The sequence below is a fragment of the Duganella vulcania genome, assembly GCF_009857655.1.
GTDB classification, from domain to species: Bacteria; Pseudomonadota; Gammaproteobacteria; order Burkholderiales; family Burkholderiaceae_D; genus Rugamonas; species Rugamonas vulcania.
The window spans coordinates 1-25,370 of sequence record NZ_WWCX01000050.1 but is presented as its reverse complement, the minus strand read 5'-3'; the positions used below and the strand labels follow the sequence as shown (position 1 = coordinate 25,370).

23 protein-coding genes and 1 tRNA gene are annotated in these 25,370 nt (G+C 62.9%); 18 read left to right on the top strand and 6 right to left on the bottom strand.

What is annotated here, in order from left to right; translation table 11 throughout:
- Nucleotides 1-77: 77 nt before the first annotated feature.
- Nucleotides 78-1,205, top strand: a complete 1,128-nt coding sequence (aroC, locus tag GTP90_RS22580) for a chorismate synthase (protein WP_161085652.1) — start codon at nucleotides 78-80, stop codon at nucleotides 1,203-1,205.
- 3 nt (nucleotides 1,206-1,208) lie between these two features.
- On the top strand, nucleotides 1,209-2,360 hold the full coding sequence (locus tag GTP90_RS22575; RefSeq protein WP_161085651.1) for an MFS transporter: 1,152 nt from the start codon (nucleotides 1,209-1,211) through the stop codon (nucleotides 2,358-2,360).
- On the opposite strand, the gene GTP90_RS22570 is transcribed toward GTP90_RS22575, so the two are convergent.
- The 4 genes from GTP90_RS22570 to GTP90_RS22555 form a co-directional block, all read right to left on the bottom strand.
- Nucleotides 2,357-3,853, bottom strand: coding sequence for an HDOD domain-containing protein (locus GTP90_RS22570; RefSeq protein WP_161085650.1), 1,497 nt, complete (start codon nucleotides 3,851-3,853; stop codon nucleotides 2,357-2,359). The genes GTP90_RS22575 and GTP90_RS22570 overlap by 4 nt on opposite strands.
- Nucleotides 3,850-5,523 (bottom strand): putative bifunctional diguanylate cyclase/phosphodiesterase, encoded by a 1,674-nt coding sequence (locus GTP90_RS22565; protein WP_161085649.1) that lies wholly within the window; start codon nucleotides 5,521-5,523, stop codon nucleotides 3,850-3,852. Before GTP90_RS22565 ends, GTP90_RS22570 begins: the two co-directional genes overlap by 4 nt.
- 260 nt (nucleotides 5,524-5,783) lie before the next feature.
- Nucleotides 5,784-7,013, bottom strand: a complete 1,230-nt coding sequence (locus GTP90_RS22560; protein WP_254452000.1) for an enoyl-CoA hydratase-related protein — start codon at nucleotides 7,011-7,013, stop codon at nucleotides 5,784-5,786.
- 11 nt (nucleotides 7,014-7,024) lie between these two features.
- On the bottom strand, nucleotides 7,025-8,227 hold the full coding sequence (locus tag GTP90_RS22555) for an acetyl-CoA C-acetyltransferase (protein WP_161085647.1): 1,203 nt from the start codon (nucleotides 8,225-8,227) through the stop codon (nucleotides 7,025-7,027).
- Between the two features lie 109 nt (nucleotides 8,228-8,336).
- Here GTP90_RS22555 and GTP90_RS22550 point away from each other — a divergent pair, with 109 nt between their 5' ends.
- The 6 genes from GTP90_RS22550 to GTP90_RS22525 all read left to right on the top strand — a co-directional run bounded on the left by GTP90_RS22550 (nucleotide 8,337) and on the right by GTP90_RS22525 (nucleotide 13,308).
- Nucleotides 8,337-9,497 carry an acyl-CoA dehydrogenase family protein gene (locus GTP90_RS22550; RefSeq protein WP_161085646.1) on the top strand — a complete coding sequence of 387 codons (1,161 nt, stop codon included), beginning with the start codon at nucleotides 8,337-8,339 and terminating at the stop codon, nucleotides 9,495-9,497.
- Complete coding sequence (locus GTP90_RS22545; protein WP_161085645.1) at nucleotides 9,494-11,170, top strand: isovaleryl-CoA dehydrogenase; 1,677 nt, start codon at nucleotides 9,494-9,496, stop codon at nucleotides 11,168-11,170. The genes GTP90_RS22550 and GTP90_RS22545 overlap by 4 nt, the downstream gene beginning before the upstream one ends.
- Before the next feature lie 15 nt (nucleotides 11,171-11,185).
- Entirely contained in the window at nucleotides 11,186-11,767 is a 582-nt protein-coding gene (locus GTP90_RS22540) for a TetR/AcrR family transcriptional regulator (protein WP_161085644.1), read from the top strand.
- Between the two features lie 38 nt (nucleotides 11,768-11,805).
- Entirely contained in the window at nucleotides 11,806-12,456 is a 651-nt protein-coding gene (upp, locus tag GTP90_RS22535) for a uracil phosphoribosyltransferase (protein ID WP_161085643.1), read from the top strand.
- 5 nt (nucleotides 12,457-12,461) lie between these two features.
- Nucleotides 12,462-12,818: an Hpt domain-containing protein gene (locus GTP90_RS22530; RefSeq protein ID WP_161085642.1), complete on the top strand. Its 357-nt coding sequence runs from the start codon at nucleotides 12,462-12,464 to the stop codon at nucleotides 12,816-12,818.
- A gap of 286 nt (nucleotides 12,819-13,104) precedes the next feature.
- Nucleotides 13,105-13,308: a cold-shock protein gene (locus tag GTP90_RS22525; RefSeq protein ID WP_008448165.1), complete on the top strand. Its 204-nt coding sequence runs from the start codon at nucleotides 13,105-13,107 to the stop codon at nucleotides 13,306-13,308.
- Between the two features lie 97 nt (nucleotides 13,309-13,405).
- Here GTP90_RS22525 and GTP90_RS22520 read toward each other — a convergent pair whose 3' ends face one another.
- Nucleotides 13,406-14,317 carry a LysR family transcriptional regulator gene (locus tag GTP90_RS22520; protein ID WP_161085641.1) on the bottom strand — a complete coding sequence of 304 codons (912 nt, stop codon included), beginning with the start codon at nucleotides 14,315-14,317 and terminating at the stop codon, nucleotides 13,406-13,408.
- A 201-nt stretch (nucleotides 14,318-14,518) separates the two neighbouring features.
- Here GTP90_RS22520 and aceB point away from each other — a divergent pair, with 201 nt between their 5' ends.
- A complete protein-coding gene (gene aceB, locus GTP90_RS22515; RefSeq protein ID WP_161085640.1) occupies nucleotides 14,519-16,117 on the top strand; it encodes a malate synthase A in 1,599 nt (532 codons plus the stop codon).
- A 33-nt stretch (nucleotides 16,118-16,150) separates the two neighbouring features.
- Here aceB and gloB read toward each other — a convergent pair whose 3' ends face one another.
- Entirely contained in the window at nucleotides 16,151-16,957 is an 807-nt protein-coding gene (gloB, locus tag GTP90_RS22510; RefSeq protein WP_161085639.1) for a hydroxyacylglutathione hydrolase, read from the bottom strand.
- 21 nt (nucleotides 16,958-16,978) lie between these two features.
- Here gloB and GTP90_RS22505 point away from each other — a divergent pair, with 21 nt between their 5' ends.
- From GTP90_RS22505 to GTP90_RS22465, 9 genes are all read left to right on the top strand, one after another.
- Nucleotides 16,979-17,758 (top strand): class I SAM-dependent methyltransferase, encoded by a 780-nt coding sequence (locus tag GTP90_RS22505; RefSeq protein WP_161085638.1) that lies wholly within the window; start codon nucleotides 16,979-16,981, stop codon nucleotides 17,756-17,758.
- Entirely contained in the window at nucleotides 17,751-18,191 is a 441-nt protein-coding gene (gene rnhA / locus GTP90_RS22500; protein WP_117010394.1) for a ribonuclease HI, read from the top strand. Before GTP90_RS22505 ends, rnhA begins: the two co-directional genes overlap by 8 nt.
- Nucleotides 18,192-18,244: 53 nt before the next feature.
- Nucleotides 18,245-18,961: a DNA polymerase III subunit epsilon gene (dnaQ, locus tag GTP90_RS22495; protein ID WP_161085637.1), complete on the top strand. Its 717-nt coding sequence runs from the start codon at nucleotides 18,245-18,247 to the stop codon at nucleotides 18,959-18,961.
- Nucleotides 18,962-19,031: 70 nt separating this feature from the next.
- Nucleotides 19,032-19,106, top strand: a tRNA-Val gene (locus GTP90_RS22490).
- Between the two features lie 250 nt (nucleotides 19,107-19,356).
- Nucleotides 19,357-20,280, top strand: a complete 924-nt coding sequence (locus GTP90_RS22485; protein ID WP_161085636.1) for a hypothetical protein — start codon at nucleotides 19,357-19,359, stop codon at nucleotides 20,278-20,280.
- 118 nt (nucleotides 20,281-20,398) lie between these two features.
- Nucleotides 20,399-22,429, top strand: coding sequence for an ATP-binding protein (locus GTP90_RS22480; protein ID WP_161085635.1), 2,031 nt, complete (start codon nucleotides 20,399-20,401; stop codon nucleotides 22,427-22,429).
- Complete coding sequence (locus GTP90_RS22475; protein WP_161085634.1) at nucleotides 22,426-23,139, top strand: hypothetical protein; 714 nt, start codon at nucleotides 22,426-22,428, stop codon at nucleotides 23,137-23,139. Before GTP90_RS22480 ends, GTP90_RS22475 begins: the two co-directional genes overlap by 4 nt.
- A gap of 27 nt (nucleotides 23,140-23,166) precedes the next feature.
- Complete coding sequence (locus tag GTP90_RS37070; protein WP_161085633.1) at nucleotides 23,167-24,534, top strand: TIR domain-containing protein; 1,368 nt, start codon at nucleotides 23,167-23,169, stop codon at nucleotides 24,532-24,534.
- A gap of 87 nt (nucleotides 24,535-24,621) precedes the next feature.
- A complete protein-coding gene (locus GTP90_RS22465; RefSeq protein ID WP_161085632.1) occupies nucleotides 24,622-25,086 on the top strand; it encodes a hypothetical protein in 465 nt (154 codons plus the stop codon).
- The last annotated feature ends 284 nt before the right edge of the window (nucleotides 25,087-25,370 follow it).

Genomic DNA, 25,370 nt, shown 5'->3' with positions numbered 1-25,370 from the left:
TCGCTACGGGCGGGCGGCAAACGCCGCTGGCTGGTAGAATTGGGTACTTTCCACCTTTTTCCAAAGATTCTCTTCCTATGTCCGGCAATACATTTGGCAAATTGTTTTCAGTAACTACCTTTGGTGAGTCGCACGGTCCCGCGATTGGTTGTGTGATCGATGGCTGCCCACCAGGTTTGCCTTTGTCGGAAGCGGATATCCAGCCTGAGCTGGACCGCCGTAAGCCGGGTACCTCGCGCCACGTGACGCAGCGCAAGGAGCCTGACACGGTGGAAATCCTGTCGGGGGTGTACCAGGGCGTGACCACCGGCACGCCGATCGCGCTGCTGATCCGCAACGAGGACCAGCGCAGCAAGGACTACGGCAATATCGTCGATAGTTTCCGTCCAGGTCATGCAGATTACACCTATTGGCACAAATACGGCGTCCGCGATCCGCGCGGCGGCGGCCGCTCGTCGGCGCGCCTGACGGCGCCGGTGGTCGGCGCGGCCGCCATCGCCAAGAAATGGCTGCACCAGCAGTACGGCACCGAGTTCAAAGGCTGCATGAGCCAGCTCGGGGACATCGCCGTGCCGTTCCAGGACTGGTCGCACGTGCACGACAACCCGTTCTTCGCCGCCAGCGGCGACGCCGCCCTGATTGCCCGCATGGAAGAGGCGATGGACGAGCTGCGCAAGGCCGGCGATTCGATCGGCGCGCGCATCGACGTGATCGCCCGTAACATCCCGGTTGGCCTGGGCCAGCCCATCTACGACAAGCTCGACGCCGACATCGCCTATGCCATGATGGGCATCAACGCCGTCAAGGGCGTGGAGATCGGCGCCGGCTTCAAGTCGGTCGAGCAGAAGGGTTCGGTGCACGGCGACTCGCTGACGCCGGAAGGCTTCGTCGGCAACAACGCCGGCGGCGTGCTGGGCGGCATCTCGACCGGCCAGGACATCACGGTGTCAATCGCCATCAAGCCGACCTCGTCCATTCGCACGCCGCGCCAGTCCATCGACAAGGACGGCAACCCGGTGATGGTGGAGACCTTCGGCCGCCACGACCCGTGCGTCGGCATCCGCGCCACGCCGATCGCCGAGGCCATGCTGGCGCTGGTGCTGATGGACCACGCGCTGATGCACCGCGCGCAGTGCGGCGACGTCCGCGTCGCCACGCCGAACATCGCGCCGCCGGTGCCGCCGGTCCCGCCAGCTTCCAACTAAGCGGTGCCGGTACAAGCTTTCAGCTTCGCCTTATTCCTGTTCTGCTACTACGCGCACGCGGGAACCTGGTCCACCTACGCCACGCTGTTCTTTGCCGATAAGGGCATGACGGTGGCGCAGATCGGCGTGCTGATGTCGATGATCCAGGTGCTGCGCATCGTCGGCCCCAACGTCTGGGGCTACGTGGCCGACCATTACGACCGCCGCGTGTTCGTGCTGCGCATGGCCGGCTTCGCCGCGCTGGCGGGCTTCAGCGGCTTCTTCTTCGGCAGCACCTTTGCCCACTTCATGCTGGCGATGATCGTGCTGAACCTGTTCACCAGCGGCCAGGCGCCGATCTGCGAGGCGCTGATGCTGTCCGAGATGCGCGGCGACCTGACCTTCTACGGCCGCATCCGCATGTGGGGATCGATCGGCTTCATCGCCTCGGTCACGCTGGCCGCGTACGCGCTGGAGCACTACGGCATCGCCGCGTTGCCGTGGGTGGCCGCGGCGCTGCTGGTGCTGACCATAGTCGCCGCCTTCCGCCTGCGGGACGTGCCGCGCCGCGTGCACAAGGTGGCGCCGCCGCCGTTGCTGTCGCTGCTGCGCCGGCGCGAGGTGATCGCCTTCTTCGCCTCGACCGCGCTGATGGTCGCGGCCCACACCTCGCTGTACACCTTTTATTCGCTGTACCTGGAGCGTAATGGCTACAGCAAGACCGTGATCGGCGCCATGTGGTCGCTGGGCGTGACGGCCGAGGTGCTGCTGTTTTACTTCCAGGCGCCGCTGTTCAAGCGCTGGGGCGCGCGCAACATGATGCTGGTGACGCTGGCCGTGGCGGTGGTGCGCTTCCTGATGATAGGCTTCGGTCCGCACGTGCTGTGGCTGCTGATCGTGGCGCAGGTGATGCACGCGGCAACGTTCGCGCTGCATCACTCGTCGTCCGTGATGACCCTGCAGCGCTGGTTCTCCGGGCCGCTGCAGGCGCGCGGGCAGGCGCTGTACATGAGCATCTCGTACGGCATCGGTGGCTCGCTGGGCGGGCTGTTCCTGGCGCAGTGGTGGGAGAGGGCGGGGCCGCAGTCGGTGTACTACGTGGCGGCCGCGCTGGTGGCCTGCTCGATGCTGGCCGCCGCGCTGTCCTACCGCTGGCAGCAGCGCGATATTTACTAACCGCGGGAGCCGACCGCTTCCAGCTTGTGGCGGCGCTCGACCGCCCGCACCACCAGCGCCCGCATGTCGTTCAACAGCGCGAACTCGGTCTGGCTCAGCTGGATGGGCGGGAAGGAATCGTCCCAGTCGCCGTACAGGAAGCCGGCCGGCTGGCAATTGGCCGACAGCGGCAGGATGACGAAGCTGCGCGCTTCGGACAGGGAGCTTTTCCACCACAACGGCAGCTTGGCGGCGAACTTCACGTCGCGGGCGTTTTCAATGAAGATCACGCGGTCGCTGTTGAGCGCGGCATGGAACACATTCGGCTCGTAGGCGTCGTCGAAGGCCAGCGCCGGCAGCAGTTCCCTGGTGCCCTCGCCAAAGCTGATCTTGGCCGCGTACTGGTTATCCTTGCGGTTGCGCACGAAGGCCACCGCGCGCGAGAAGTCCAGTCCCTTGTACACCGTTTCCAGCGCGATCTGCACCATCTGGCCGGGGTTGGCCGTCTCCAGCATGTCGCGCATGTCGGCCAGGCCGCTGAGCAGGATCTTGTTGCCGGCGGCGCGCTGGCGCGTCTTGGCCAGCGCCTTGGCGCGGCGCTCGGCGGGGCGCGACAGCGGGGCGATGGACAAGTCGTTGGCCGCCACCACCTTGGCCTGCTCGATGGCGTGCATCAGGTTGTCCGGCTCCACGCCCAGCATGGCGGCGTACGATTGCGTCAGTTCCTTGACCACGGCGGCGCCGGCAGCATCGTCATGCCACAGCGATTCCGCGCACAGCGCCGACATGGTCGACAGGCCGGCGATCCAGTCCGAGCTGCTCACTTCGGTGCCGGGCGCCGGCGGCTCGACCTTGCGCATGCCCTTGACCAGCGTTCCCGGCAGGCCCCAGTGCAGGGCGGCCGCGTGGCCGATTTCCTCCATCGTCAGGCCCAGCATTTCGGGCGCGACCTGGTCGATGCCGCAGCCGGCCTGGTCGGCCGCGCGCTGCAGTTCCTGCCAGCGCTCCGGCATGTAGAAGGTCATCATCATGCGGCCCAGCGTGTGCAGCATCGAGCACACCACGGCTTCCTCGCCGTGGCGGCTTTCGGCCGTGTAGGCGATCTGCTGCGCCACGATCCCGGCCAGCACGGCCTTTTCCATTTCAATGTGGGCGATGGTGGCGTCGGGCGAGCCGGCCGCCAGCTCCTCGATCAGCTTGAGGCCCAGCGCCAGGTGGCCGATGGCCTCGGTGCCCAGCACCAGCACCGCCTTCGACACCGTGTTCACATGCTGGCCGAAGGCCGAGTACATGCCGCTGTTGGCCAGCCGCAGCACCTTTTGCGTGAGCACCGGATCGGACAGCACGGTGCGGGTCATGTTGAATTCCTGCTCGTCCTCGCCGCGCATCGCGCCCAGGATGGCGGTGATGGCCTTGGCGAAGCCCGGCATGTCGCCGCGCCGGCGGGTGCAGTCCCACAGCGCGGCCAGCGTGGCGTCGCCCAGCGGCGTGCTGGCGGTGAAGCGCGCCGTCATTGCGCCACCTGGCGCAGTTCGGGCGGCACCACCTTGACGTGGATGCTTTCCTTGAGCGCGGCCAGCGCCACATTGGCGGCCATCGGCTTGCCGGTCAGGTAGCCCTGGATGTACTGGCAGCCGCGCTGTTCCAGGTAGTCCATCTGGCCCTCGGTCTCGACGCCCTCGGCCACCACGGACAGGTCCAGGTGCTTGGCCAGGTCGAGCACGGCGTTGCAGATGGCGCCGTCCTTCTGCGAGCCGGGCAGGTCGCGGATGAAGGTGCGGTCGATCTTCAGCACGGAGATGGGGAAGCGCTTGAGGTAGGCCAGCGAGGAATACCCGGTGCCGAAATCGTCGATGGCGATGCGGGCCTTGCGCTCGGCCATTTTGGTCAGGATGGACTCGGCATGCGCCGGGTCGATCATCAAAGTGCCTTCTGTGATTTCCAAAACCAATTGCTCACCAAGTAGGCCGGAGAAGGCGATCGCATCGTCCAGCACATCCAGAAATTTATCATTGCGGAATTGCCGCGGGCTGATATTAACAGAGATGTACAGGCTGCGCTTTGCCACTTCCTCGAACTGTTTCAGCTGCACGCAGGCCGCCTTCAAGGCCCAGGCGCCCAGCAAATTGATGAGGCCGTTGGTCTCGGCGATCGGGATGAAGCGGGCCGGCGGCACCATGCCCAGCGTCGGGTGCTTCCAGCGCATCAGCGTTTCGAAGCCCTGGATCTCGCGCGTGCGGGCGTCGACGATGGGCTGGTAGTAGAGCAGGAACTCGCCCTCGCGCACCGCCTGGAACATCGCCGCCTCCAGCGAGATGTCGTGCTCCGGCGGGCCGGACTGGGTCTGGCTGTACACCACGCAACGGGCCTTGCCGGTTTCCTTGGCGCGCGACATGGCGGCGTCGGCCAGCGCGACCAGCCGCACCTCGTCCTCGGCGTGCTGCGGGTAGACCGCCACGCCGACCGAGGCGCCGATGTAGATCGTGTGGTTGTCGATTTCAAACGGCGACTGCAGGGTGGCGATCAGGCGGCCGGTGACCAGCTTGATCTGCGCCTCGGTGGCGGTGCCGGGCAGCACGGCGACAAACTCGTCGCCGCCGACGCGGGCCAGGGTGTCGCTGTCGCGCAGGGTCTTGCGCAGGCGGGCGGCGGCGGTGCGCAGCACGGCGTCGCCGACCGGGTGGCCGAGGCCGTCGTTGACTTTCTTGAATCCGTCCAGGCCGATGGTGGCGACCGAGAAGCCCTGGCCGGAGCGGCGCGCGTTGGCGATCACCATGCGCATGCGGTCCGACAGCAGCAGGCGGTTGGGCAGTTCGGTCAGGGCGTCGTGGGTGGCCATGTGGCGCAGCCGCTCTTCGGTGGCGCGCTGCAGCGTCATGTCGCGGCCGACCACCAGCAGCTCGCTCAGGCCGTGCTGGTTGGCGTAGCAGGAGATTCTCAGTTCGTGCCAGATCTCGGCGTCCGGCGTCTTGATGCGTACTTCCAGCTGACGCGACACGCTGGTGCCGCCGACTTCGGCCAGCACGGCGGCCAGCGGCGCCTGGTCGTCCAGCGATACCAGCTTGAGCAGCGTGTCGCCGGCCAGCGGGACATAGCTGGAGATCAGGGCCACCGCGCGTTTGCTGGCATACAGTATCTGCCCCAGCTGATTGAGGCGGAACACAACATCGCCCGCCTCTTCCATGAGGTTATCCAATTCATGTCGCGGGGATGGGGCTGGGATACTGGAAAACATCGCGAGGATCTAATCTTTCATTTTATACATGTAACGTGGCTGCGCGAAACTTGCAAAACCAGAACGCAATGTATCACTGATGAGAGTGGATTTACATGAAAAACGACAACATCGAAGCGACTTTTACAGTTTTCTCTTGAGTTAGGCCAATAAATTGAAGTTTACATAGGGAAAACACGGCTGTTCTGGACAGCCGTGCGGGGCCTGGTTCAGGCGTGTTGTGTGAAATGAATGGCGCCCCCGGTGTGGGCTGGGAAGCCGAACAGTTGCACGGAAATCAGGTCGGCCTCGGGGCCGCTGACGGTGCCGCTTTGGACGTGCTGCCGCGCGGTGGCGCACAGCGCGTGCAGCAGGCGGTCGCGCAGCTCCGCCAGCTGCAGCGTGGATGCTTCGCCCCCGTCGCTGGCGGGGCTGGCGGCGGTATCGGGCGGCGGCGGCAGGCCGGCCGCGAGTGCGGCGTTGCGCAACAGCGCTTCCGGCACGGATCCGGCCCGCAGGGCGCTGACCTCGTTCGCGTAGCATAAACGCAATGCGGCGGCCAACTCCAGCGCCGCCGGAGCCGTCACGTCAGCGCGAATTTGATTTAAGTGCATCAGATTGTGGGCCACCGGACTGATGGCCGTCTGGCAGAAATAGCGGCTTTCGATCAGCAGCGCGCTGTCGAAATCGACTTGCAGGCCCTCGACCATGGCGCACAGGATAGCCTCCGGCGCCGGCAGGTGGCCGCCGGTGCGCTGGCGCAGCACGGCGGGCGCCATTTGCAGCAGGGTCTGCACCGGGGCGGACGTGAGCGCCCCGCCTGGCAGGCGATAGCCCTTGACGTCCCACGGCTGCACGGCGGGCGCGTCGGCGGCCAGCGTGGTGTGCACCACTTGGGACACCTGTTCCTCGTTGCAGGCCACAGCGTGCAGCAGGCCGGCGTGCAGGGCCTGGTCGGCGGTCAGCGTCGCGCCGTCGAGCAGCAGCGGCATGGCGCCCTGCAGGCCGGCCAGGCGCACGGTGCGGACGATCTCGCCCGCGGCCGGCGCCACGCCCAGATGCACTTGCGGCAGGCTGAAGGTCGCGTCGTCCAGGCTGATGCGGTGATGGCAGGCCAGCGCCAGGCCCAGCGCATGGCCGCCGACCGCGCCGCCCAGCGTGGCGACCACCGGAATGCCCAGGCATTCCAGGCGGCGCAGCAAGCGGTTGTAGGCGGCCAGCATCAGCATGCAGTCGCCGGCCTGCGCGGCGGTCAGCGCCATCAGGTGCTCCAGTTCGTGGTCCGAATCGGTGGCCTCGGCGTCGAAGCCGATGATGACGCCGTGCAGGCCTGAGCGGCCGGCTTCCAGCTTGTCGAGCAGGGCGCCGAGCTCGCGCTGGAACAGCCGGCTCAGCGGGTTGATGGCGCGCGCGGCCACCATGACGGTGATGGTGCCGCCGATTTGATGGGTGGTGATCATGGTCATTCCGTTCACACGCGTTCGATGATGGTGGCGATGCCCATGCCGCCGCCCACGCACAGGGTTATCAGGCCGCGCTTGAGGTCGCGGGCTTCCAGTTCGTCCAGCAGGGTGCCGAGCAGCATGCAGCCGGTCGCGCCCAGCGGATGGCCGAGCGCGATGGCGCCGCCGTTGACGTTGACCTTTTCCTCGGGCACGCCCAGCTCGGTCATGAAACGCATCACCACCGAGGCGAAGGCTTCGTTCACTTCGAACAGGTCGATGTCGGCGATGTCCAGGCCGGCTTTCAGCAGCGCCTTGCGGGCGGCGGGTGCGGGGCCGGTCAGCATGATGGTCGGATCGGTGCCGGTGACGGCGGTGGCCAGCACGCGCGCGCGCGGCTTCAGGCCCAGCTGGTTGCCGGCCGCCTCGCTGCCGATCAGCGCAAGCGCGGCGCCGTCGACGATGCCGGAGGAGTTGCCGGCCGTGTGGATGTGGTCGACCCGGTCCAGTTGCGGATACTTGCGCAGCGCCACGCTGTCGAAGCCCATCCGGCCGGCCGCCTCGAACGAAGGCTTGAGGCCGCTCAAGGTTTCGATGGTGGTGTTGGGCTTGATGAATTCGTCTTCGGCCAGGATCAGCACGCCGTTCTGGTCGTGGACCGGCACCACCGAGCGGAAGCGGCCGGCTGCACGCGCTGCGGCGGCCTTCTGCTGCGAGCGCATGGCGTAGGCGTCGACCTGCTCGCGGGCGTAGCCGTCCAGCATGGCGATCAGGTCGGCGCCTATGCCTTGCGGCAGGAAGTCGGTGCGCAGGCTGGTCTCGGGATCGAGCGCCCAGGCGCCGCCGTCCGAGCCCATGGGCACGCGCGACATCGATTCGACGCCGCCGGCCACCACCAGGTCTTCCCAGCCGGAGCGCACCTTCTGCGCCGCCATGTTGACCGCTTCCAGACCCGAGGCGCAGAAACGGTTCAGCTGCACGCCGGCCACCTTCCAGTCCCAGCCGGCGGCCAGCGCGGCGATCTTGGCGATATCCGCGCCCTGGTCGCCGACCGGCGTGACGCAGCCGAGCACGACGTCGTCGATCAGCGCGGTGTCGAGCTTGTGGCGTGTCTGCAGCTCGCGCATCAGGCCCGATAACAGCGTGATCGGCTTGACGGTGTGCAAACTACCGTCTTTTTTGCCCTTGCCGCGCGGGGTGCGGATGGCCTCGTACACATAGGCTTCGATCATGGAGTCTCCTTGTCTGGATGGCCATCATAGAGTGCAAACGACAACAAAGCAACTGCTTGCTTCGCGACGCCAATTGCGCTAGTCTGGCCGGACAACCAGGGGGCAGGCCATGTTTGACAGCCACGAACATCAGGAATTACAGCGCACACTGAGGCGCTTCATCGAGAGCGAAATCAACCCCTATGTCGATGAGTGGGAGGAGGCCGGCATATTTCCCGCGCACGCGCTGTTCAGGAAAATGGGTGAGCTCGGCTTGCTGGGACTGACCAAGCCAGTGGAATACGGCGGATCGGGTCTTGATTACTCGTATTCGATGGCGATGGCCGAGACGCTGGGCCACGTCGACTGCGGCGCGATTCCGATGGCGATCGGCGTGCAGACCGACATGTGCACGCCGGCGCTGGCGCGTTTCGGCTCGGACGCCTTGTGCCGCGAGTTCCTGGCGCCGGCCATCAGCGGCGAGATGGTGGGCTGCGTCGGCGTCTCCGAGGCGCACGCCGGCTCGGACGTGGCGGCCATCCGCACCAGCGCGCGCAAGGACGGCGGCGACTACATCATCAACGGCAGCAAGATGTGGATCACCAACAGCCTGCAGGCCGACTGGATGTGCGTGCTGGTCAACACCTCCGACGGCCCGGCCCACAGGAACAAGACGCTGGTGATGGTGCCGATGGATACGCCGGGCGTTTCGGTCGGCAGGAAGATCCGCAAGATCGGCATGAACGCCTCCGACACCGGCCTGATTTACTTCGACGAGGTGCGCGTGCCGCAGCGCCACGCCATCGGCGAGGAGGGGCAGGGCTTTGTGTACCAGATGCTGCAGTTTCAGGAGGAGCGCCTGTGGGCTGCGGCTAACGCGGTGCAAACGCTGGCCAATTGTATAGACTTGACGGTGGACTGGGCACGCGAGCGCGCCATGTTCGGCGGGCGGCTGCTGGATAATCAGCACGTCCATTTCAAGCTGGCGGAGTTGAAGACGGAAGTGGAGAGCCTGCGCGCGCTGACCTATCGCGCCGGGCAGCTATATATAAGCGGCCAGGATGTGACCGAGCTGGCCTCGATGTGCAAGCTGAAGGCGGGACGCCTGCTGCGCCTGGTGCCCGACGCCTGCATGCAGTTCTGGGGCGGCATGGGTTACAGCTGGGAGAACCGCGTCGCGCGCATGTTCCGCGACGGGCGCCTGACATCCATCGCCGGTGGCGCCGATGAAGTCATGTTGGGCATCATCGCCAAACAAATGGGCATCTTGCCGAAGAAGGAGAAGAAATGAATCCATTCGATACGCATGAAGTGAACAACACGGTTGCACCGTTCGAGAACATCAACCTGTACGCGGCCGATCCGGCCTTGCAGGAAGCGCTGCTGCGCGAAGGCGGCGCGGCGGCGGCCGAGTCGCTGCACGCGCTGGGCGCGCAGCTGGGCCGCGCCGAGGTGCTCGACCTGGCGCGGCTGGCCAACCAGCACTCGCCGAAGCTGCACAACTTCGACCGCGCCGGCAAGCGCGTGGACGAGGTGGAGTTCCATCCGGCCTGGCATAGCCTGATGGCGCTGTTGATCGAGAACGGCGCACATGCGTCGCCATGGCTGGGCGGCCCCGGCGCGCAGGTCGCACGGGCGGCGCGCTACATGCTGTTCGGCCAGGTGGAGAATGGCTCGCAATGTCCGGTGACGATGACGTATGCGTCCGTGCCGGCGCTGAAGCAGGCGCCGAAGATCGCCGCCAAGTGGCTGCCGAGGATCCTGTCGACCGAATACGACCCGCGCTCGCTGCCGGTCGAGCAGAAGCGCGGCGCCATCATCGGCATGGGCATGACGGAGAAGCAGGGCGGCTCCGACGTCCGCTCCAACACCACCCGCGCCGAGCCGGTGCCACCGGCCGAAGCGCGTGCGATGTTCGGCGAGGAGGGCGAGGACGTCTACCGCATCGTTGGCCACAAATGGTTCTTCTCGGCGCCGCAAAGCGACGCGCACCTGATCCTGGCGCAGACCGACGATGCGGGCAGCGCCGGGCTGTCGTGCTTCTTCCTGCCGCGCTATCTGCCGGACGGCAGCCGCAACCAGATCCGCGTGCAGCGCCTGAAGGAAAAATTGGGCAACCGCTCCAACGCCTCGTCGGAGGTCGAGTTCACCGGCGCCTACGGCTGGTTGATCGGCAAGCCGGGACGCGGCATCCCGACCATACTGGAGATGGGCAGCCACACGCGCCTCGATTGCGTGTTGGGCAGCGCCGGCACCATGCGCGCCGCGCTGACGCATGCGCTGCATCACGCGCGCCGGCGCTCGGCGTTCGGCCGTCCGCTGTCCGAACAGCCGCTGATGCAGAACGTGCTGGCCGACCTGGCGCTGGAATCGGAAGCGGCGACGGCCTTCGGCATGCGCCTGGCGCGCTGCTTCGACGAAGGCGCCGATCCGGCGCAAGCGCTGCTGGCGCGCATTCTGACACCGGCCGGCAAGTACTGGATCTGCAAGCGCGGCCCGGCCTTCGGCGCGGAGGCGATGGAAGTCATCGGCGGCAGTGGCTACGTGGAGGACGGCCCGCTGGCGCGCCTGTACCGCGAGTTGCCGGTCAACTCGATCTGGGAAGGCTCTGGCAATGTGATGTGCCTTGACTTGTTGCGCGCCTTCGGCAAAACTCCAGCCGCGCGCGAGGCGCTGGCGTCCGAGCTGGCCCTGGCCGGCGAGTCCGACGCCGACTACGTCCGCTACACGCAGGCCTTGCTGGCCGACTTGAACCAGCCGCAGTCCGACGAATTCGGCGCCCGCGTGCTGGCCGAGCGGGTGGTGCTGGCGGTGCAGGCCGGCCTGCTGTTGCGGCATGCGCCGGCCTGCGTGTCGTCGGCGTTTGTCGCGTCGCGGCTGGCGCGTGAACCCGGCGGCGCGTTCGGACGCCTGCCGGCGGGCGTCGATTGCGCGGCCATCCTGGCGCGCGCGCTGATTGAATAAACTGGATAAATAGTTATGACGAATACCGCCCCTGTCGATAACCGCCGCGCCGATCTGGTGCGCGTGGCCGCTCGCCTGTTCCGCGAGCGCGGCTTCGACGGCACCACCACGCGCGATATCGCCGACGCCGTCGGCATGCGCTCCGGCAGTCCGTTCTATCACTTCAAGAGCAAGCAGGAGATCCTCGCGGCGGTGATGGAGGAGGGTCTGGTGGCGGGGCTGCCGGCCGCCGAGGCCATCGTGGCGGGCGATCTGCCGCCGCGCGCCAAGTTCCAGACACTGGTGCGCGCCCACCTGGAAATCGTGCTGGGCGAAGGCCACGACTTCATCCCGGTGCTGCTGTACGACTGGCGCCGCCTGACGCCGGAGCTGCGCGAACGCGTGCAGGTGCTGCGCGACCGCTACGATCAATTGTGGCAGGACGTGGTCAATGAATTGTCGGCCGCCGGCCTGCTGCGCAGCGACAGCGCGGTGGCGCGCCTGCTGCTGATGGGCGCGATCAATTACAGTGTGCTGTGGTACAAGCCGGGCCAGGGATCCAGCCTGGACCAGATAGCGGAAGAGGCGGTCGCGATGTTTCTGGGTTCCGAGGCCTAGTATAATAAAAAACACATACCGACCAAATAGAGCAAACAATGAAACAAGATCCGCGTTTTCCCAACCTGTTTATCACCAACCACCCGCTGATACAACACAAGCTGAGCCACATGCGCGCGAAGGACACGTCGACCCGTACCTTCCGTGACCTGCTCAAGGAAATCACGCTGCTGATGGGCTATGAGATCACGCGCGACCTGCCGCTGACCACCCGCACCGTCGAAACCCCGCTGATGACGATCGAAGCGCCGGTCATCGCCGGCCGCAAGCTGGCCATCGTCCCCATCCTGCGCGCCGGCATCGGCATGAGCGACGGCCTGCTGGACCTGGTGCCGTCGGCCCGCGTCGGCCACATCGGCGTGTTCCGCGATCCTGAAACCCACCAGCCGGTGGAATACCTGGTGCGCCTGCCGGACACGGTCGAACGCACCTTCATCCTGTGCGACCCGATGGTGGCGACCGGCAATTCGGCTGTGCACGCGGTCGACGTGCTGAAAAAGCGCGGCGTGACCGACGACCAGATCATCTTCCTGGCCCTGGTGGCCGCGCCGGAAGGCATCGAGGTGTTCCAGAAAGCCCACCCGGGCGTCAAGATCTACTGCGCCTCGCTCGATTCGCACCTGAACGATCACGCCTATATTGTGCCTGGCCTGGGCGATGCCGGCGACCGCATCTTCGGCACCAAGTAATTATCATGGCGACCCCGGCCGATCCAGAATACCGCGCCCGCCTCGCGGCGTTGAGCGAGCGGTTTGCCGTCACCGTGCCGGGCACGATGGCGCAGATCACCGATGCGCTGGCGGCCTGCAAGGCGTCCGCCAGCGATCCACCGCCTGAACCTGAACTGCGCCGGCTTCACGAATTGCTGCATGGCGTGGCCGGCTCCGCCGGCACCTTCGGTTTCGGCATGCTGGGGCAGCAGGCGCGGCGCATTGAACACATGGTGCGCGGCGTGCTGACCGAGCACACCGGCTGGCCGGCGGTGATTCCGGAAGTCGAACAGCTGCTGAATTGGGCTGCCCGTGACGCGCAAGCAACAGATTACGAGTAAGCGTGCGCTTGATCCATGTCAAATGACGTAGGATTAAGTTGTCTATAGTGACAAATACACCCTGACAGAGGGGCAGTTGAGCGACGGAAGGTTGGCATTTTTACTGGGTTTCTACCAAAGAAAATCTAGCTTTGCATTTATTTTCGCGAAAACGTGCTTTTCTCTCGTAAATGGGTATAATGCGGGATCGTTTAGATTCAAGAGTAGTGCAGTTTGTCTGTCATTTCTTTCTTGCCTCAAACGATATCACGGGCGCAAGCCCAACTTAACTGAAATAGGAATTGTAATGGCAACTGGTATCGTAAAATGGTTCAATGATTCGAAGGGCTTCGGCTTTATCACCCCGGACGAAGGCGGCGAAGATCTGTTCGCTCACTTCTCGGCGATTCAGTCCGCAGGCTTCAAGTCGCTGCAAGAGAACCAACGCGTTTCTTTTGAAGTGACCGCTGGTCCTAAGGGCAAGCAAGCTTCGAACATTCAGCCACTGTAATACGCTGAATCAAACGAAATAAGAAATCCTCGGTATCCGGGGATTTTTTTTCGCCCGCGTTTTTGTGCGGGCTGTGGTGCGGGCTGTTACATCAGCATCATTTCCAGGATTTGCGCCAATAATCCGGCTGCGCATACGTGTGCCGCAGGAAGTCCACGAAGGCGCGTATCCGCAGCGGCAGATGGCGGCGTTGCGCGAACACCGCGTAGATATCGTTGCCCGGCGCGGAATGCTCGTTGAGCACCGTCTGCAGCTTGCCCGCCTCGATCTCGTTCCCCACTTCCCACATCGACCGCCATGCCAGGCCCTTGCCGGCCAAGGCCCAGTCGTGCAGCACCTGGCCGTCGTTGCTGCCCATGTTGCCGCTCACCTTGACCACCACGTTCTTGCCGTTGTCGCGGAAGGTCCAGCCGCGCTGGCTGCCTTCGCTGCTGATCGCCAGGCAGTTGTGCTTGGCCAGGTCGGCCAGCGTCTTCGGTTCGCCGTGGCGCTTGAGGTAGGAGGGCGCTGCCACCACCACGCGTTCGTTGTCGGCCAGCTTGACGCTGACCAGGCTGGAATCGGACAGGCTGGCGATGCGGATCGCCACGTCGATGCCTTCGCCGACGATGTCGACCACGCGGTCGCTCATGTTCAGCGTGACGCTGACGTCGCGGTGCTCGGCCAGGAAGGAGGGGATCAGCGGCGCCACGTGCTGGCGCCCGAAACCGGCCGGGGCCGAGATCATCAGGTGCCCCGTGGCGTGCGCGCTGCGTTCGGCCACGGCGGTTTCGGCTTCCTCCAGTTCGGCCAGGATGCGCTGGCAATCCTCCAGGAAGGCCGCGCCCTCGTTGGTCAGCGCCAGTTTGCGCGTGGTGCGTTGCAAAAGTTTGACACCCAGGCGGGTTTCCAGCGCGTCCAAGCGGCGGCCTATCATGGCCGGGGCGATGCCCTCGGCGCGCGCGGCGGCCGACAGGCTGCCCTTGGAAACCACTTCAACGAAGGTGGAAATCTGTCTGAATTGACCCATGGAACGCCTAGCCCGTCACTTGTGATAAAAACGCATAGATGATGTGATTTTTAGTCTCGTTTGCATAACTTATTAGTGAATATACTGTAAAACATATCAAGGCGTAACTGAGTCCGCACACTAAAACTTTCGGCGTGCAACAAGAAGGCCAGTGCTTATAATTAGTTTGGTTGCTAATATTTTTACTATCGGAGAGACCTCATGACGCAGTCCACCATCAATCTGCCGGCAGGCATGGAAATCACGGGCGAGATCAAGCCTGGCTACGAAAACATCCTGACCACCGAGGCACTGTCGCTGGTGGTGAAGCTGACCCGCGAGTTCGAAGCGCGCCGTCAACAACTGCTGGCCGTGCGTGTCGAGCGCGCCAAGCGGCTGGACGCCGGCGAGCGTCCCGACTTCCTGCCTGAGACCGCGCACATCCGCGCCGGCGACTGGAAGATCGCACCGATTCCGAAGGCGCTGGAATGCCGTCGCGTGGAAATCACCGGTCCGGTCGAGCGCAAGATGGTCATCAACGCCTTCAACTCGGGCGCCGACAGCTACATGACCGACTTCGAGGATTCGAACACGCCGAACTGGGACAACCAGATCACCGGCCAGATCAATATGTTCGACGCCGTGCGCCGCACCATTTCGCTGGAGCAGAACGGCAAGTCGTACAAACTGAACGACAAGATCGCCACGCTGGTGGTGCGCCCACGCGGCTGGCACCTGGACGAGAAGCACGTGCTGGTCGACGGCAAGCGCATCTCCGGCGGCATCTTCGACTTCGCGTTGTTCATGTTCCACAACGCCAAAGAGCAGCTGGCGCGGGGCGCCGGTCCATACTTCTACCTGCCGAAGATGGAATCGCACCTGGAAGCGCGCCTGTGGAACGACATCTTCGTGATGACGCAAAACGAACTGGGCCTGCCACAAGGCACGATCAAGGCCACCGTGCTGATCGAGACCATCCTGGCCGCGTTCGAGATGGACGAGATCCTGTACGAACTGCGCGAACACAGCTCGGGCCTGAACGCCGGCCGCTGGGATTACATCTTCTCGTGCATCAAGAAGTTCAAGCTGGACAAGGACTTCTGCCTGGCCGACCGCGCCAAGGTGACGATGACCGCGCCGTTCATGCGCGCCTACGCCTTGCTGCTGCTGAAGACCTGCCACAAGCGCAACGCGCCGGCGATCGGCGGCATGGCCGCGCTGATTCCGATCAAGAACGATCCGGAAAAGAACGAAGTCGCCATGGGCGGCGTGCGCAACGACAAGGCGCGCGATGCCACCGACGGCTACGACGGCGGCTGGGTCGCCCACCCGGGCCTGGTGGAACTGGCCATGACCGAGTTCACCAAGGTGTTGGGCGACAAGCCCAACCAGATCGACAAGCAGCGTCCCGACATCGACGTCACCGCCGCGCAGCTGCTGGACTTCAAGCCGGAAGCGCCGATCACCGAGGCCGGCCTGCGCTACAACATCAACGTCGGCATCCACTACCTGGGCAGCTGGCTGGCCGGTAACGGCTGCGTACCGATCCATAACCTGATGGAAGACGCGGCCACGGCGGAAATCAGCCGTTCGCAAGTGTGGCAGTGGATCCGTTCGGACAAGGGTGTGCTGGAAGACGGCCGCAAAGTCACCGCCGACATGGTGCGCGCGATGATCAAGGAAGAGCTGGTCAAGGTGCAGCGCGATGCGCCGGGCGGCGACGGTCCGACCTACGTGCGCGCAGGCCAGATCTTCGAACAGATGTCGACCTCCACCGAGTTCGCGGAGTTCCTGACCTTGCCGCTGTACGAAGAGATCTAAGAAAAACCAACGGCCCGCAAGGGCCGTTTTTCATTAGAAGTCATTTTTCCACAAGCGCAGCGCGGTGAACGTGGCCAGCGGCGTGTCGATGCGGTCCAGCCGCCCGGCACGCAGCAATTGTTCGGCGATGGCCGGCTCGCGGTAGCGCAGGAAGGGATTGGTCGCCTTTTCCACGCCTATCGTGCTCGGCACCGTCGGCACGTTGTGCTCGCGCTTGTCGGTCTCCACCCTCACCCGTTCCTGCAGCGCCAGGTTGTCCGGCTCCACCACGCGCGCGAAGCGCAGGTTGGACAGCGTATATTCGTGGGCGCAGTAGACCTTGGTATCATCCGGAAGCGAGGCCAGTTTGCCAAGCGAGCTGATCATCTGCGCCGGCGTGCCCTCGAACAGGCGGCCGCAGCCGCCGGCAAACAGCGTGTCGCCGCAGAACAGCCAGGTCGGCTCATCGTCGGCGGGCTCGCGCACGTAGGCGATGTGGCCCATGGTGTGGCCGGGCACGTCCAGCACCGACAGCCGCAGCGCCAGGCCGGGCACGTCGATCGTCTTGCCTTCGCCGACCGGCAAAGTGACCGCGGCGATGCTCTCGTTGCGCGGACCAAAAACGGGAACCTGATAATGCTGTAATAATTCAGGAACGCCCCCAATATGGTCAGCGTGGTGATGGGTGAGTAGAATGGCGGTGAGCTTGAGCCCGTTGGCCTGGAGGGCCGCCAGTATCGGCTTGGCGTCACCGGGGTCGACAGCGGCGGCGTGGACGCCATCGTGGATCAGCCACAGGTAGTTGTCGTGGAACGCTGGAACCGTCAGAACACTGAGTGCTTGAATAGATGAATTGGTCATTGGATCGCAAAAAGGCTAGGCATGGACAAGGCAGGATCTGAGAAATCCATTATAGCGCTGGAAGGCTGGCTGCAAACGCCCGCCGGTGTGTACTTGCGTGAGTGGGAACAAACCTGTCTCGATAATTTAACAGCCGATATCTTCGGATACAACGCGGTGCAGATCGGCATGCCGCAAATCGATGCACTGGCCGCCAACCGCATGCCATACAAACTGCTGGCCGACCGCAAGGTGCGGCCCGTGACCAGCCCGGCGCAGCGGCCGGTGTCGCTGACGCTGGACTACACCGAGCTACCGTTCGCTTCGCAATCGATCGACCTGGTGGTGCTGCCGCATGTGCTGGAGTTCTCCACCGATCCGCACCAGGTGCTGCGCGAGGTCGAGCGGGTGCTGATCCCGGAAGGGCAGGTCATCATCTGCGGCTTCAACCCGGCCAGCCTGTGGGGCGCGCGCCACGTGCTGCGGCGCGTCGGCGGCACCTCCTTCCTGCCGCGCACGGAGGAGCTGATCTCTATGCCGCGCATGAAAGACTGGTTAAAATTATTGAACATGGGCGCCAGCCAGAGCCACTTCGGCTGCTACGCGCCGGCCTGCCGCACAGAAAAGTGGCTGCATCGCTACGCATTCATGGATAATGCCGGGCCGCGCTGGTGGCCGTACTTCGGCGGCGTGTACATCGTGCAGGCGATCAAGCGCGTGAAAGGCATGCATTTGATCGGTCCGGCTTGGACCAAGAAAACAGCGACGGCCCCCGCGGTCGTCCCGGCAACAAATAAAAGGCGGGAACAGCAGGATGGATAAGGTAGAGATTTTTACGGACGGCGCATGCAAGGGTAATCCCGGCCTCGGCGGCTGGGGCGCGTTCCTGGTGGCCGACAGCGCCGAGAAGGAAATTTGCGGCGGCGCGCGCGACACCACCAACAACCGCATGGAATTGCAGGCGGTGATCGAGGCGCTCAACGCGCTCAAACGGCCGTGCATGGTCACGCTGCACACCGACAGCCAGTATGTTCAAAAAGGCATCAGCGAGTGGATCCACGGCTGGAAAGCGCGCGGCTGGAAGACCGCCGCCAAGGAGCCGGTCAAGAACGAGGACCTGTGGCGCGCGCTGGACGCCGCGCAGGCCATGCACACCGTCGAATGGCGCTGGGTGCGCGGCCACAACGGCCATCCGGGCAACGAGCGGGCCGACATGCTGGCCAACCGCGGCGTCGAACTGGCACGCGGCCGTTGAGCGGCCTCGGCCTGTTATACTCCTGCGTCCGGATGTAGCCACCACAGAACACTATGCGCCAAATCGTACTCGATACCGAAACCACCGGCATCAACCCCAAGCTGGGCAACCGCATCATTGAAATCGGTTGCGTGGAGCTGAACAACCGTATGCTGACGGGGAATAACTTCCACGTCTACATCAACCCGGAACGGGATTCGGAAGAGGGCGCGCTGAACGTCCACGGCCTGACCACCGAATTCCTGAGCGATAAGCCGAAGTTCCATCAGATCGTCGACGACCTGCGCGCCTACATCCAGGGCGCGGAAGTCATCATCCACAACGCGCCGTTCGACCTGGGCTTCCTGAACCACGAATTCAAGCTGCTGAACCTGCCGGACTTTTCCAGCCACATCGGCGGCGTGATCGACACGCTGGTGCATGCCAAGGAACTCCATCCGGGCAAGCGCAACTCGCTGGATGCGCTGTGCGACCGGTATGGCGTGTCGAACTCGCACCGCAAGCTGCACGGCGCGCTGCTCGACGCCGAGCTGCTGGCCGACGTCTACCTGTCGATGACGCGCGGGCAGAACAGCCTGGGCATGGATGCGGAAGAGGAAGTGGTGAGCGGCGCGGAATTGCTGGAGCCGGTGCCGCTGGCCGACATCATCTTCCTGCCGGCGACGGAGGACGAGCTGGCGGCCCACGCGGCCACGCTGGCCGGACTGGACAAGGCCGTCAAAGGCCAGTGCATCTGGACCGCGACCACCACGCCGCAGGTCGCCGCGTAAGAAAAAGCGAGAATTTTCGTTTTCGGCCTTCCCCTGCGGGCAGGTTGTATGCGATAATTCGCCCCGCTTCGGGAGGTTAGCTCAGGGGTAGAGCACTGCATTCACACTGCAGGGGTCGCAAGTTCGAAACTTGCACTTCCCACCAGAATTTATCAAGAAAATCAAAGGCCTGCATCGATCTGATGCAGGCCTTTTTTCTTGAGGGTGCCGAAAGTACGGAAAAAGTACGGAGTCTTGAATAAATTTCCCATTTGTATTATTCGGCATTGTGTGAGAAAACCAGTAGGATGTTCGGCTGATTCGTGGGATTCCAGCGTTCGTCATTTTCTGCGTTGGACTAATCTCGAGCGCTGCCGCGCTGCGTTTCTGAGGCCATTTCTACTCGGATCTGGTCAATGCTGTTCAAAGCAATAGGGGGACTGATGGCTGAGCCAATCGATTCGAAGCCGCCGCGCCGGCGCTATTACTCCGAGCGGACGGGTGCCGCGCCCCCTCGCGTTGGCCTCGACCTCGACGAGTTGAAGCGTTTCTTTGTGAGCGCCTATTCAGGCTTGGTCGCCGATGGCCTTTTTCAAGAGTGGTTCGGCGACGTGTGCGTCGATCGAGGCGAGATCGATGGCCGGGCCGGTGGCGACATGCCGTTGTATGTGTATGGCAAGCTCCGTCAAAATGGGATTTGGCCTTTCCAGACCAACATCTTTGTTTGCGACCAAGACGAGCTGTTCGACGTCATAGAGTTCCTGTTCGATCACGCCTCCGAAGGCGTCGAGGGCCATCACCACCAATTCAATGATTGCGGCTGGCACTACAATCGGTTCGACCAGGCCGCAGGCCAGGCGACTTTCAGGAAGGCGATGAACGAGATACTTCCTGAATACGGAAGCGGCTTCGAGCTTTCACCCGAAGGTGAGATCGTGGCGCTGGCGGAAGAGGGCATGGAGTCGCTGCTGGGCGCACCGCTGCCGTCGGCGGATCCAAAGAATGTCATCGCCCGGGTTGACGCTGCCGTCTCTAAGTTTCGCCGGCGCTCTTCGACCGGTGATGATCGACGCGATGCGGTGCGCGATCTGGTCGACGTGCTCGAATACATTCGGGGTGAGGTCAAAAAAGTGCTCAACCGGGATGACGAGAGCGATCTGTTCAACCTCGCCAACAACTTCGGCATCCGCCACCACAAGCCAGGCCAGAAGACCGACTACGATCAGGCGATCTGGCACAGTTGGATGTTCTACCACTATTTGGCGACCATCCACGCGTGCGTGCGGCTCATCGATAAGGCGAAGGCTGCCGAAGCCGACCGAGGGGATGCGACGGCGTGACGCCGGCCTGGCGTGCGTCGATGGCGCCGCCCCGCGAGCGTTCGACGCATGGGAAAATGATCGGCGTCGCATCGATGCTTTTGGGAATAAAATAGCTCATACAACAGAGGAGTGGCCAATGGCGACGCGCGCGAAGAAGACTGACCAAAGCTTTGGCTCCCTCTTCGAGGATGACTACCTGATTCGAACTCTGGGGCAGATCGCGCAAGATCCCGAGGTCGCGCTCACGGAGCTTGTCGCGAATGCTTGGGACGCTGGCGCGGCCCTGGTGGACATCGCCATACCCGACGCCCCGCATGGCGAGTTGACCGTGCAGGACGACGGCCATGGAATGACCGCCGCGCAGTTCAAAGCCAGGTGGATGAAGCTGTCTTACGACCGCGTCAAACATCAAAGCCCCTTTGTCGAATTTCCGCCGGAGCGCGCGAACTGGACTCGGCGCGCCTACGGCCACAATGGCGTGGGCCGGCACGGCATGCTTTGCTTCGCCGACATCTACGAGGTCCAGACCTGGCGCGAGGGCAAGGGCGCGTCCGTCGTGGTCAGCACCCACAGCCAAGCCACGCCGTTCATGATGGACAGCATGACGCCTCTCAAGCGCCCTGGCCACGGGACCAAGCTGATCGTGAAGGTCGGGCGCCACTTACCCGACGCCGACAGCATCCGCGACATCCTCTCGGCGCGCTTCCTCCATGATCCCCAGTTCGTGGTGAGGGTCAACGGAGTGTCCATCCCGCTGTCCGAGCACACCGGATTGGTGGAGAAAGCGACGCTGGAGGTCGCCGGAGGCGCGCCGATCGAAGCCTTTGTGGTGGACACGACGCGCGGCTTGAAGTCGACGCTGTATCAAGGCGTGGCCTTCTGGGTCAACAGCCGCTTGGTCGGCTCCCCCAGCTGGGTCGTGGGCAACGCGGCTGTTCTCGATGGCCGCAGCCGCTTCGCCAAGCGCTACACAATCGTGGTTCAATGCGGGCCCGAATGGATGGGCGAGATCGAGCCTGATTGGTCGCGGTTCAAGTCCACGGAGGTGGTCCGCTCGATGAATTCGGTCGTGGCGGACTATGCGGCCAAGGTGTTCAACAAGCTCTCCGACGACTTCGTCGACGACAGCTCCCAAGACGCTTTGCTGCGCCACCGCGAGACGTTCAAGGAGCTCTCGTTGTTGGGCCGCATCGAGGTGGCACATTTCACGCAGGAGCTGGTCAAGCGCAGTCCAGCGATCACCGCCGAGACGCTGGCGATCGCCGTCGAGGCCGTCATCAATTTGGAGAAGTCGCGCAGCGGCGTCGCCCTGCTTCAAAAGCTCGGCAGGCTGGGCGATTCGGACGTGGTGGGCCTCGACCGGCTGCTCGGCCAATGGACGGTGCGCGACGCGCTCGCCGTGCTCGACGAGATCGACAGCCGCCTGAGCATCATCGAAGCGATCGACAAGCTGAGCGCAGATCCGGCGACCGACGAGCTGCACACGCTGCATCCGTTGGTGACCCAAGCGCGCTGGCTGTTTGGCCCGGAATTCGACAGCCTCGAATACACCTCCAATGTCACGTTGAGGACCGTCGCGCGCAAGCTTTTCAAACAGAGCGTCGAGGATGGGGCATTTTTGAAACCCGACCAGAGGCCCGACATTGTTGTGCTCGCGGACGCCACCTTGTCCATCGTCGGGACCGAGGGCTACGACAACTTCGACACGAGCCTGACGCGCATCCAAAACGTTCTCATCATCGAGCTCAAGAAGGGCAAGTCGTCCATCGGCCGGGCAGAAATGACCCAAGCGGATGGATACGTGCAGGACTTTCTGCAAAGCGAAGCCATGGACGGAACGCCCATGATCCGCGCGTTTGTCGTTGGCCATCAGATCTCCTCGAAGACCACCAGGGAGAAAAGCATCTCGGAAGACAGTGTCGTGCGTGGCAAGGTCGTGGCCACGACCTATGGCCAGCTGACCCGCAGCGCGAGCCAGCGCCTCTTCAAGCTGCGCGATAAGATTCCAGCCCGCTATGAAGGCGTGTCTGGCGCCGACCTAATGGCGAGGGTCATGGAGACGCCGTCGCAGGCCGGCTTCGACCTGCGCGAAAAGGTCGCCGAGCCATTGGCCGTTGGCGTCGTGGAAACTGCTGTCGAAGACGCCAAGGTGGGGGCCGCGGCTTGAACGGCTCGGCCTCGCCGCCGCTCGCCCCCCTAGTGGGGAACGCAAAGCGTCAGGCCATCCATTCGCTCGCCGGTTACGACTACCAAATCTGGCGCACGGTCGAGGCGTGGATGAGCTTGGGACCCGACGAGGCGCTTTTCATCGAATGCGCCGAGGATTTTGACATGCGAAGCCCGGATGGCTCGGTCGCCAACCAAGTCAAAAACTCTGCCAAGGACATCTCTGTGGGCTCCGAAGATGTCCTGGCCTCCATCGCCAACTACTGGCGCATGCGTCAAGACAACCCCGGAGCGCCGGGCCTGAAGTTTCGCTTCTTGACTCGAGGGAGCATTTGCTCCGAAAAGACGTCATTGTTTGGAGGCCGAAAAGGTTTGGACGTGTGGCGAACGGCGGTCGACGGGGACGACGACGATGCATTGCTATTGGCCCGCGACCTGCACATGCGCCTCAAGGACCTAAGCTTGTTGGCTTTCTTGGCCGGGGCTAATGCGGATTTATTGCGCGCCGAACTTTTCACGCGAATCGAGTGGGTGGTTGAGGAGCCAGGACATGACCAGGTGAAGTCGGTGGTTAAGCATTTGGCGCAGCGGCTTGGGCAATCGCAGGAGGTTTCCGTCAATCGATCCAGGGACGCAATCCCTGCATTGCTAGAGCATTGCCGAGAGGTGAGGTCTGGCGCTCACAATGTGATCGCACGATCATGCGAATAACGCGGTAATTGAGACGATGGATAGTAAATGTACAATTTGATCATGCATGGAATCGACGAATGGACCAAAGGCATTGTACTGATGCCGCGGGACCGTTTCTTAAAGCACACGGATGAGGATCTTCTAAAACGTTTTGGAGACCCAAACGAGAAAACGATCAGCGAGCTTTCCAAGCTACCTTCGCTTTTCACCTCTGAGATGCCGACAAACATACCACCACGAGTCGGTAGGATTTGCAAGGTTAAGGATCAGGGGGCCGTGCTGCGCATTGAATTCACGCCGATCGAAAATCTGTCGGAATTGGATCCAAAACGAGTTGCTGCTCTTATGCTTGAACTTGATATCCGGAGAGCCGAGACGCACACAACTCACTGGGCGGTAAAAGATGTCGATTTATTCCAGGTACTGCAACGAGCCGGCCTCTGGCGAGGTGCGCCACTCGATCCGGGGAAGGTAGAATTTTCTAGGCGCACCATCATCTGCGCATGCAATTTGTTGGAGACACATTTCACCCACGCGAAGCTAAACCAGTTTCTCCAAGAGATCGGCATGGAGCATTCGCCAGCAGCGCCGAACGTTGGCGGCCTCCAGCTAAGGTTGGCCGAACTCAGTGGCTATGCGATAACATGCCCGAGTGAGCGGACCGCGTCGGGCCTGCCGCTCTCCTATGTAATCGTAGAACGTGCTGCGGAGCTAGATCATGCGGCTTCAGAAAGGGAAATCGCCCCGGACGGTGACAGGCCCGTGCGCCGCGAGTTCCTTGCGAGTCTGGCCAAGGACGGGTACGTCTTTTCCGATCACAGCCTGTATGCTTCATCGCCAGATTCATCGACCGCATTTGACGTCCTCCACCAAGCGTTTCCAAACCAGAGCGAACCAGAAAACAAAATCCATATGGCCAAAAATTATACTGAAACCTTCGAACGGGCAAAGGTAGCGAGTCCGCTATTTCGGCCTAAAATTTTCGTGGTGCATGGCCGAGATGACGCTGCAAAACATGAAGTTGCGCGTTTTCTTGAGCGAATTGGCCTCGACGCGACGATCTTACATGAGCAGGCGAATGGCGGCCGTACGCTGATCACGAAATTCCAGGAAGTGGCGAAGGATGTGGCCTTCGCCGTGGTGTTGATGACACCAGATGACGAGGGTGCGCTCATGGGCGAAACGCAGAGACCGCGCGCAAGGCAAAACGTTGTCTTTGAACTTGGATTCTTCCTCGGTAGGATGCCGGAAGGCCGGGTGTGTGCGCTCGTAAAAAGCGATCTGGAACGGCCGTCGGACTACGACGGTGTCGCGTATATCCCACTGGACGCAAATGGTGGCTGGAAAACGCAACTTATGCGTGAGCTTAAGCATGCGAACATACCGTTCAACGCGGACCACGCCTTGTACTAAAGTTTGGCTGAGTAAAGTGGCGTCAAACCGATACCGGGCTGTCGACAAGCAAGGACAGGCGGTGGATTTTCATCAAGGAGTTTCGCAATGGTGCAGGGATCCTCGTTTACCATACTGCGCTCGCATTATGATGCGGCGTCGAGCTTGCAACGGTTTGGAATCGGCGTGGCCGTCGGTATCTATGCTTGGGGATGTGGGCAATCGTCACTGTCAGCCTGGGCGTTTAAGGTGGTGACCGGATTCGGCGCTCTGCTCGTGCTGCCTCTTTTCTTCGTTACCGTGCTGGCCATCGCCGCATTGGCGCTTAACAGCCGTATGGGCACGCTCGCCTATGGTGACTTTCTCAATCTGCTGCCATTGGTCCTTACAAAATTGCTTCGATCGGCCTCAGCGTTTTTCGGTGTTGTAACTGTGGCCTGGGTATGCTGGTGCACTGTAGGCAGTATGAATGCACTGTACGTCGCACTGCTCGGTTCAATATTTGGTGGCATGCTCGCTTATTGTTGGGCTGGCATGGTGCTGATTGCGCATGCCCTGGCATCGAGGATGTGACCAGAGTAGTCAAAGTGCAGGGCTCACGAATTCGAAACTTGCACAACCTGTTAAGTTGCACTGAAAATTGACCCACGTTCCCCACGAATTTGCAACGGAATCTGACCCACGTTAGTAGCACAATTCCACCTGTCTCATCGGCAGGAGATCGGAGTGATTGCGTATTCCACGCAAACTGGACACCTGTTCCGCCGCAAACTGGACAGTCGTTCCAGCGCAAACTGGACACCCGTTCCAGACCAAACTGGACACCTGTTCCAGGCCAAACTGGACACCTTGGACGC

Bases quoted from the DNA above. Each gene is read 5' to 3' on its own strand.
- upp (WP_161085643.1), top strand. From the start codon at position 11,806: ATGAAACAAGATCCGCGTTTTCCCAACCTGTTTATCACCAACCACCCG.
- GTP90_RS22465 (WP_161085632.1), top strand. From the start codon at position 24,622: ATGGTGCAGGGATCCTCGTTTACCATACTGCGCTCGCATTATGATGCG.
- dnaQ (WP_161085637.1), top strand. From the start codon at position 18,245: ATGCGCCAAATCGTACTCGATACCGAAACCACCGGCATCAACCCCAAG.
- GTP90_RS22525 (WP_008448165.1), top strand. From the start codon at position 13,105: ATGGCAACTGGTATCGTAAAATGGTTCAATGATTCGAAGGGCTTCGGC.
- aroC (WP_161085652.1), top strand. From the start codon at position 78: ATGTCCGGCAATACATTTGGCAAATTGTTTTCAGTAACTACCTTTGGT.
- GTP90_RS22485 (WP_161085636.1), top strand. From the start codon at position 19,357: ATGCTGTTCAAAGCAATAGGGGGACTGATGGCTGAGCCAATCGATTCG.
- GTP90_RS22560 (WP_254452000.1), bottom strand. From the start codon at position 7,013: ATGATCACCACCCATCAAATCGGCGGCACCATCACCGTCATGGTGGCC.
- gloB (WP_161085639.1), bottom strand. From the start codon at position 16,957: ATGACCAATTCATCTATTCAAGCACTCAGTGTTCTGACGGTTCCAGCG.
- GTP90_RS22550 (WP_161085646.1), top strand. From the start codon at position 8,337: ATGTTTGACAGCCACGAACATCAGGAATTACAGCGCACACTGAGGCGC.
- aceB (WP_161085640.1), top strand. From the start codon at position 14,519: ATGACGCAGTCCACCATCAATCTGCCGGCAGGCATGGAAATCACGGGC.
- GTP90_RS22545 (WP_161085645.1), top strand. From the start codon at position 9,494: ATGAATCCATTCGATACGCATGAAGTGAACAACACGGTTGCACCGTTC.
- GTP90_RS22480 (WP_161085635.1), top strand. From the start codon at position 20,399: ATGGCGACGCGCGCGAAGAAGACTGACCAAAGCTTTGGCTCCCTCTTC.
- GTP90_RS22540 (WP_161085644.1), top strand. From the start codon at position 11,186: ATGACGAATACCGCCCCTGTCGATAACCGCCGCGCCGATCTGGTGCGC.
- GTP90_RS22520 (WP_161085641.1), bottom strand. From the start codon at position 14,317: ATGGGTCAATTCAGACAGATTTCCACCTTCGTTGAAGTGGTTTCCAAG.
- GTP90_RS22565 (WP_161085649.1), bottom strand. From the start codon at position 5,523: ATGGAAGAGGCGGGCGATGTTGTGTTCCGCCTCAATCAGCTGGGGCAG.
- rnhA (WP_117010394.1), top strand. From the start codon at position 17,751: ATGGATAAGGTAGAGATTTTTACGGACGGCGCATGCAAGGGTAATCCC.
- GTP90_RS22530 (WP_161085642.1), top strand. From the start codon at position 12,462: ATGGCGACCCCGGCCGATCCAGAATACCGCGCCCGCCTCGCGGCGTTG.
- GTP90_RS22570 (WP_161085650.1), bottom strand. From the start codon at position 3,853: ATGACGGCGCGCTTCACCGCCAGCACGCCGCTGGGCGACGCCACGCTG.
- GTP90_RS37070 (WP_161085633.1), top strand. From the start codon at position 23,167: ATGTACAATTTGATCATGCATGGAATCGACGAATGGACCAAAGGCATT.
- GTP90_RS22555 (WP_161085647.1), bottom strand. From the start codon at position 8,227: ATGATCGAAGCCTATGTGTACGAGGCCATCCGCACCCCGCGCGGCAAG.
- GTP90_RS22505 (WP_161085638.1), top strand. From the start codon at position 16,979: ATGGACAAGGCAGGATCTGAGAAATCCATTATAGCGCTGGAAGGCTGG.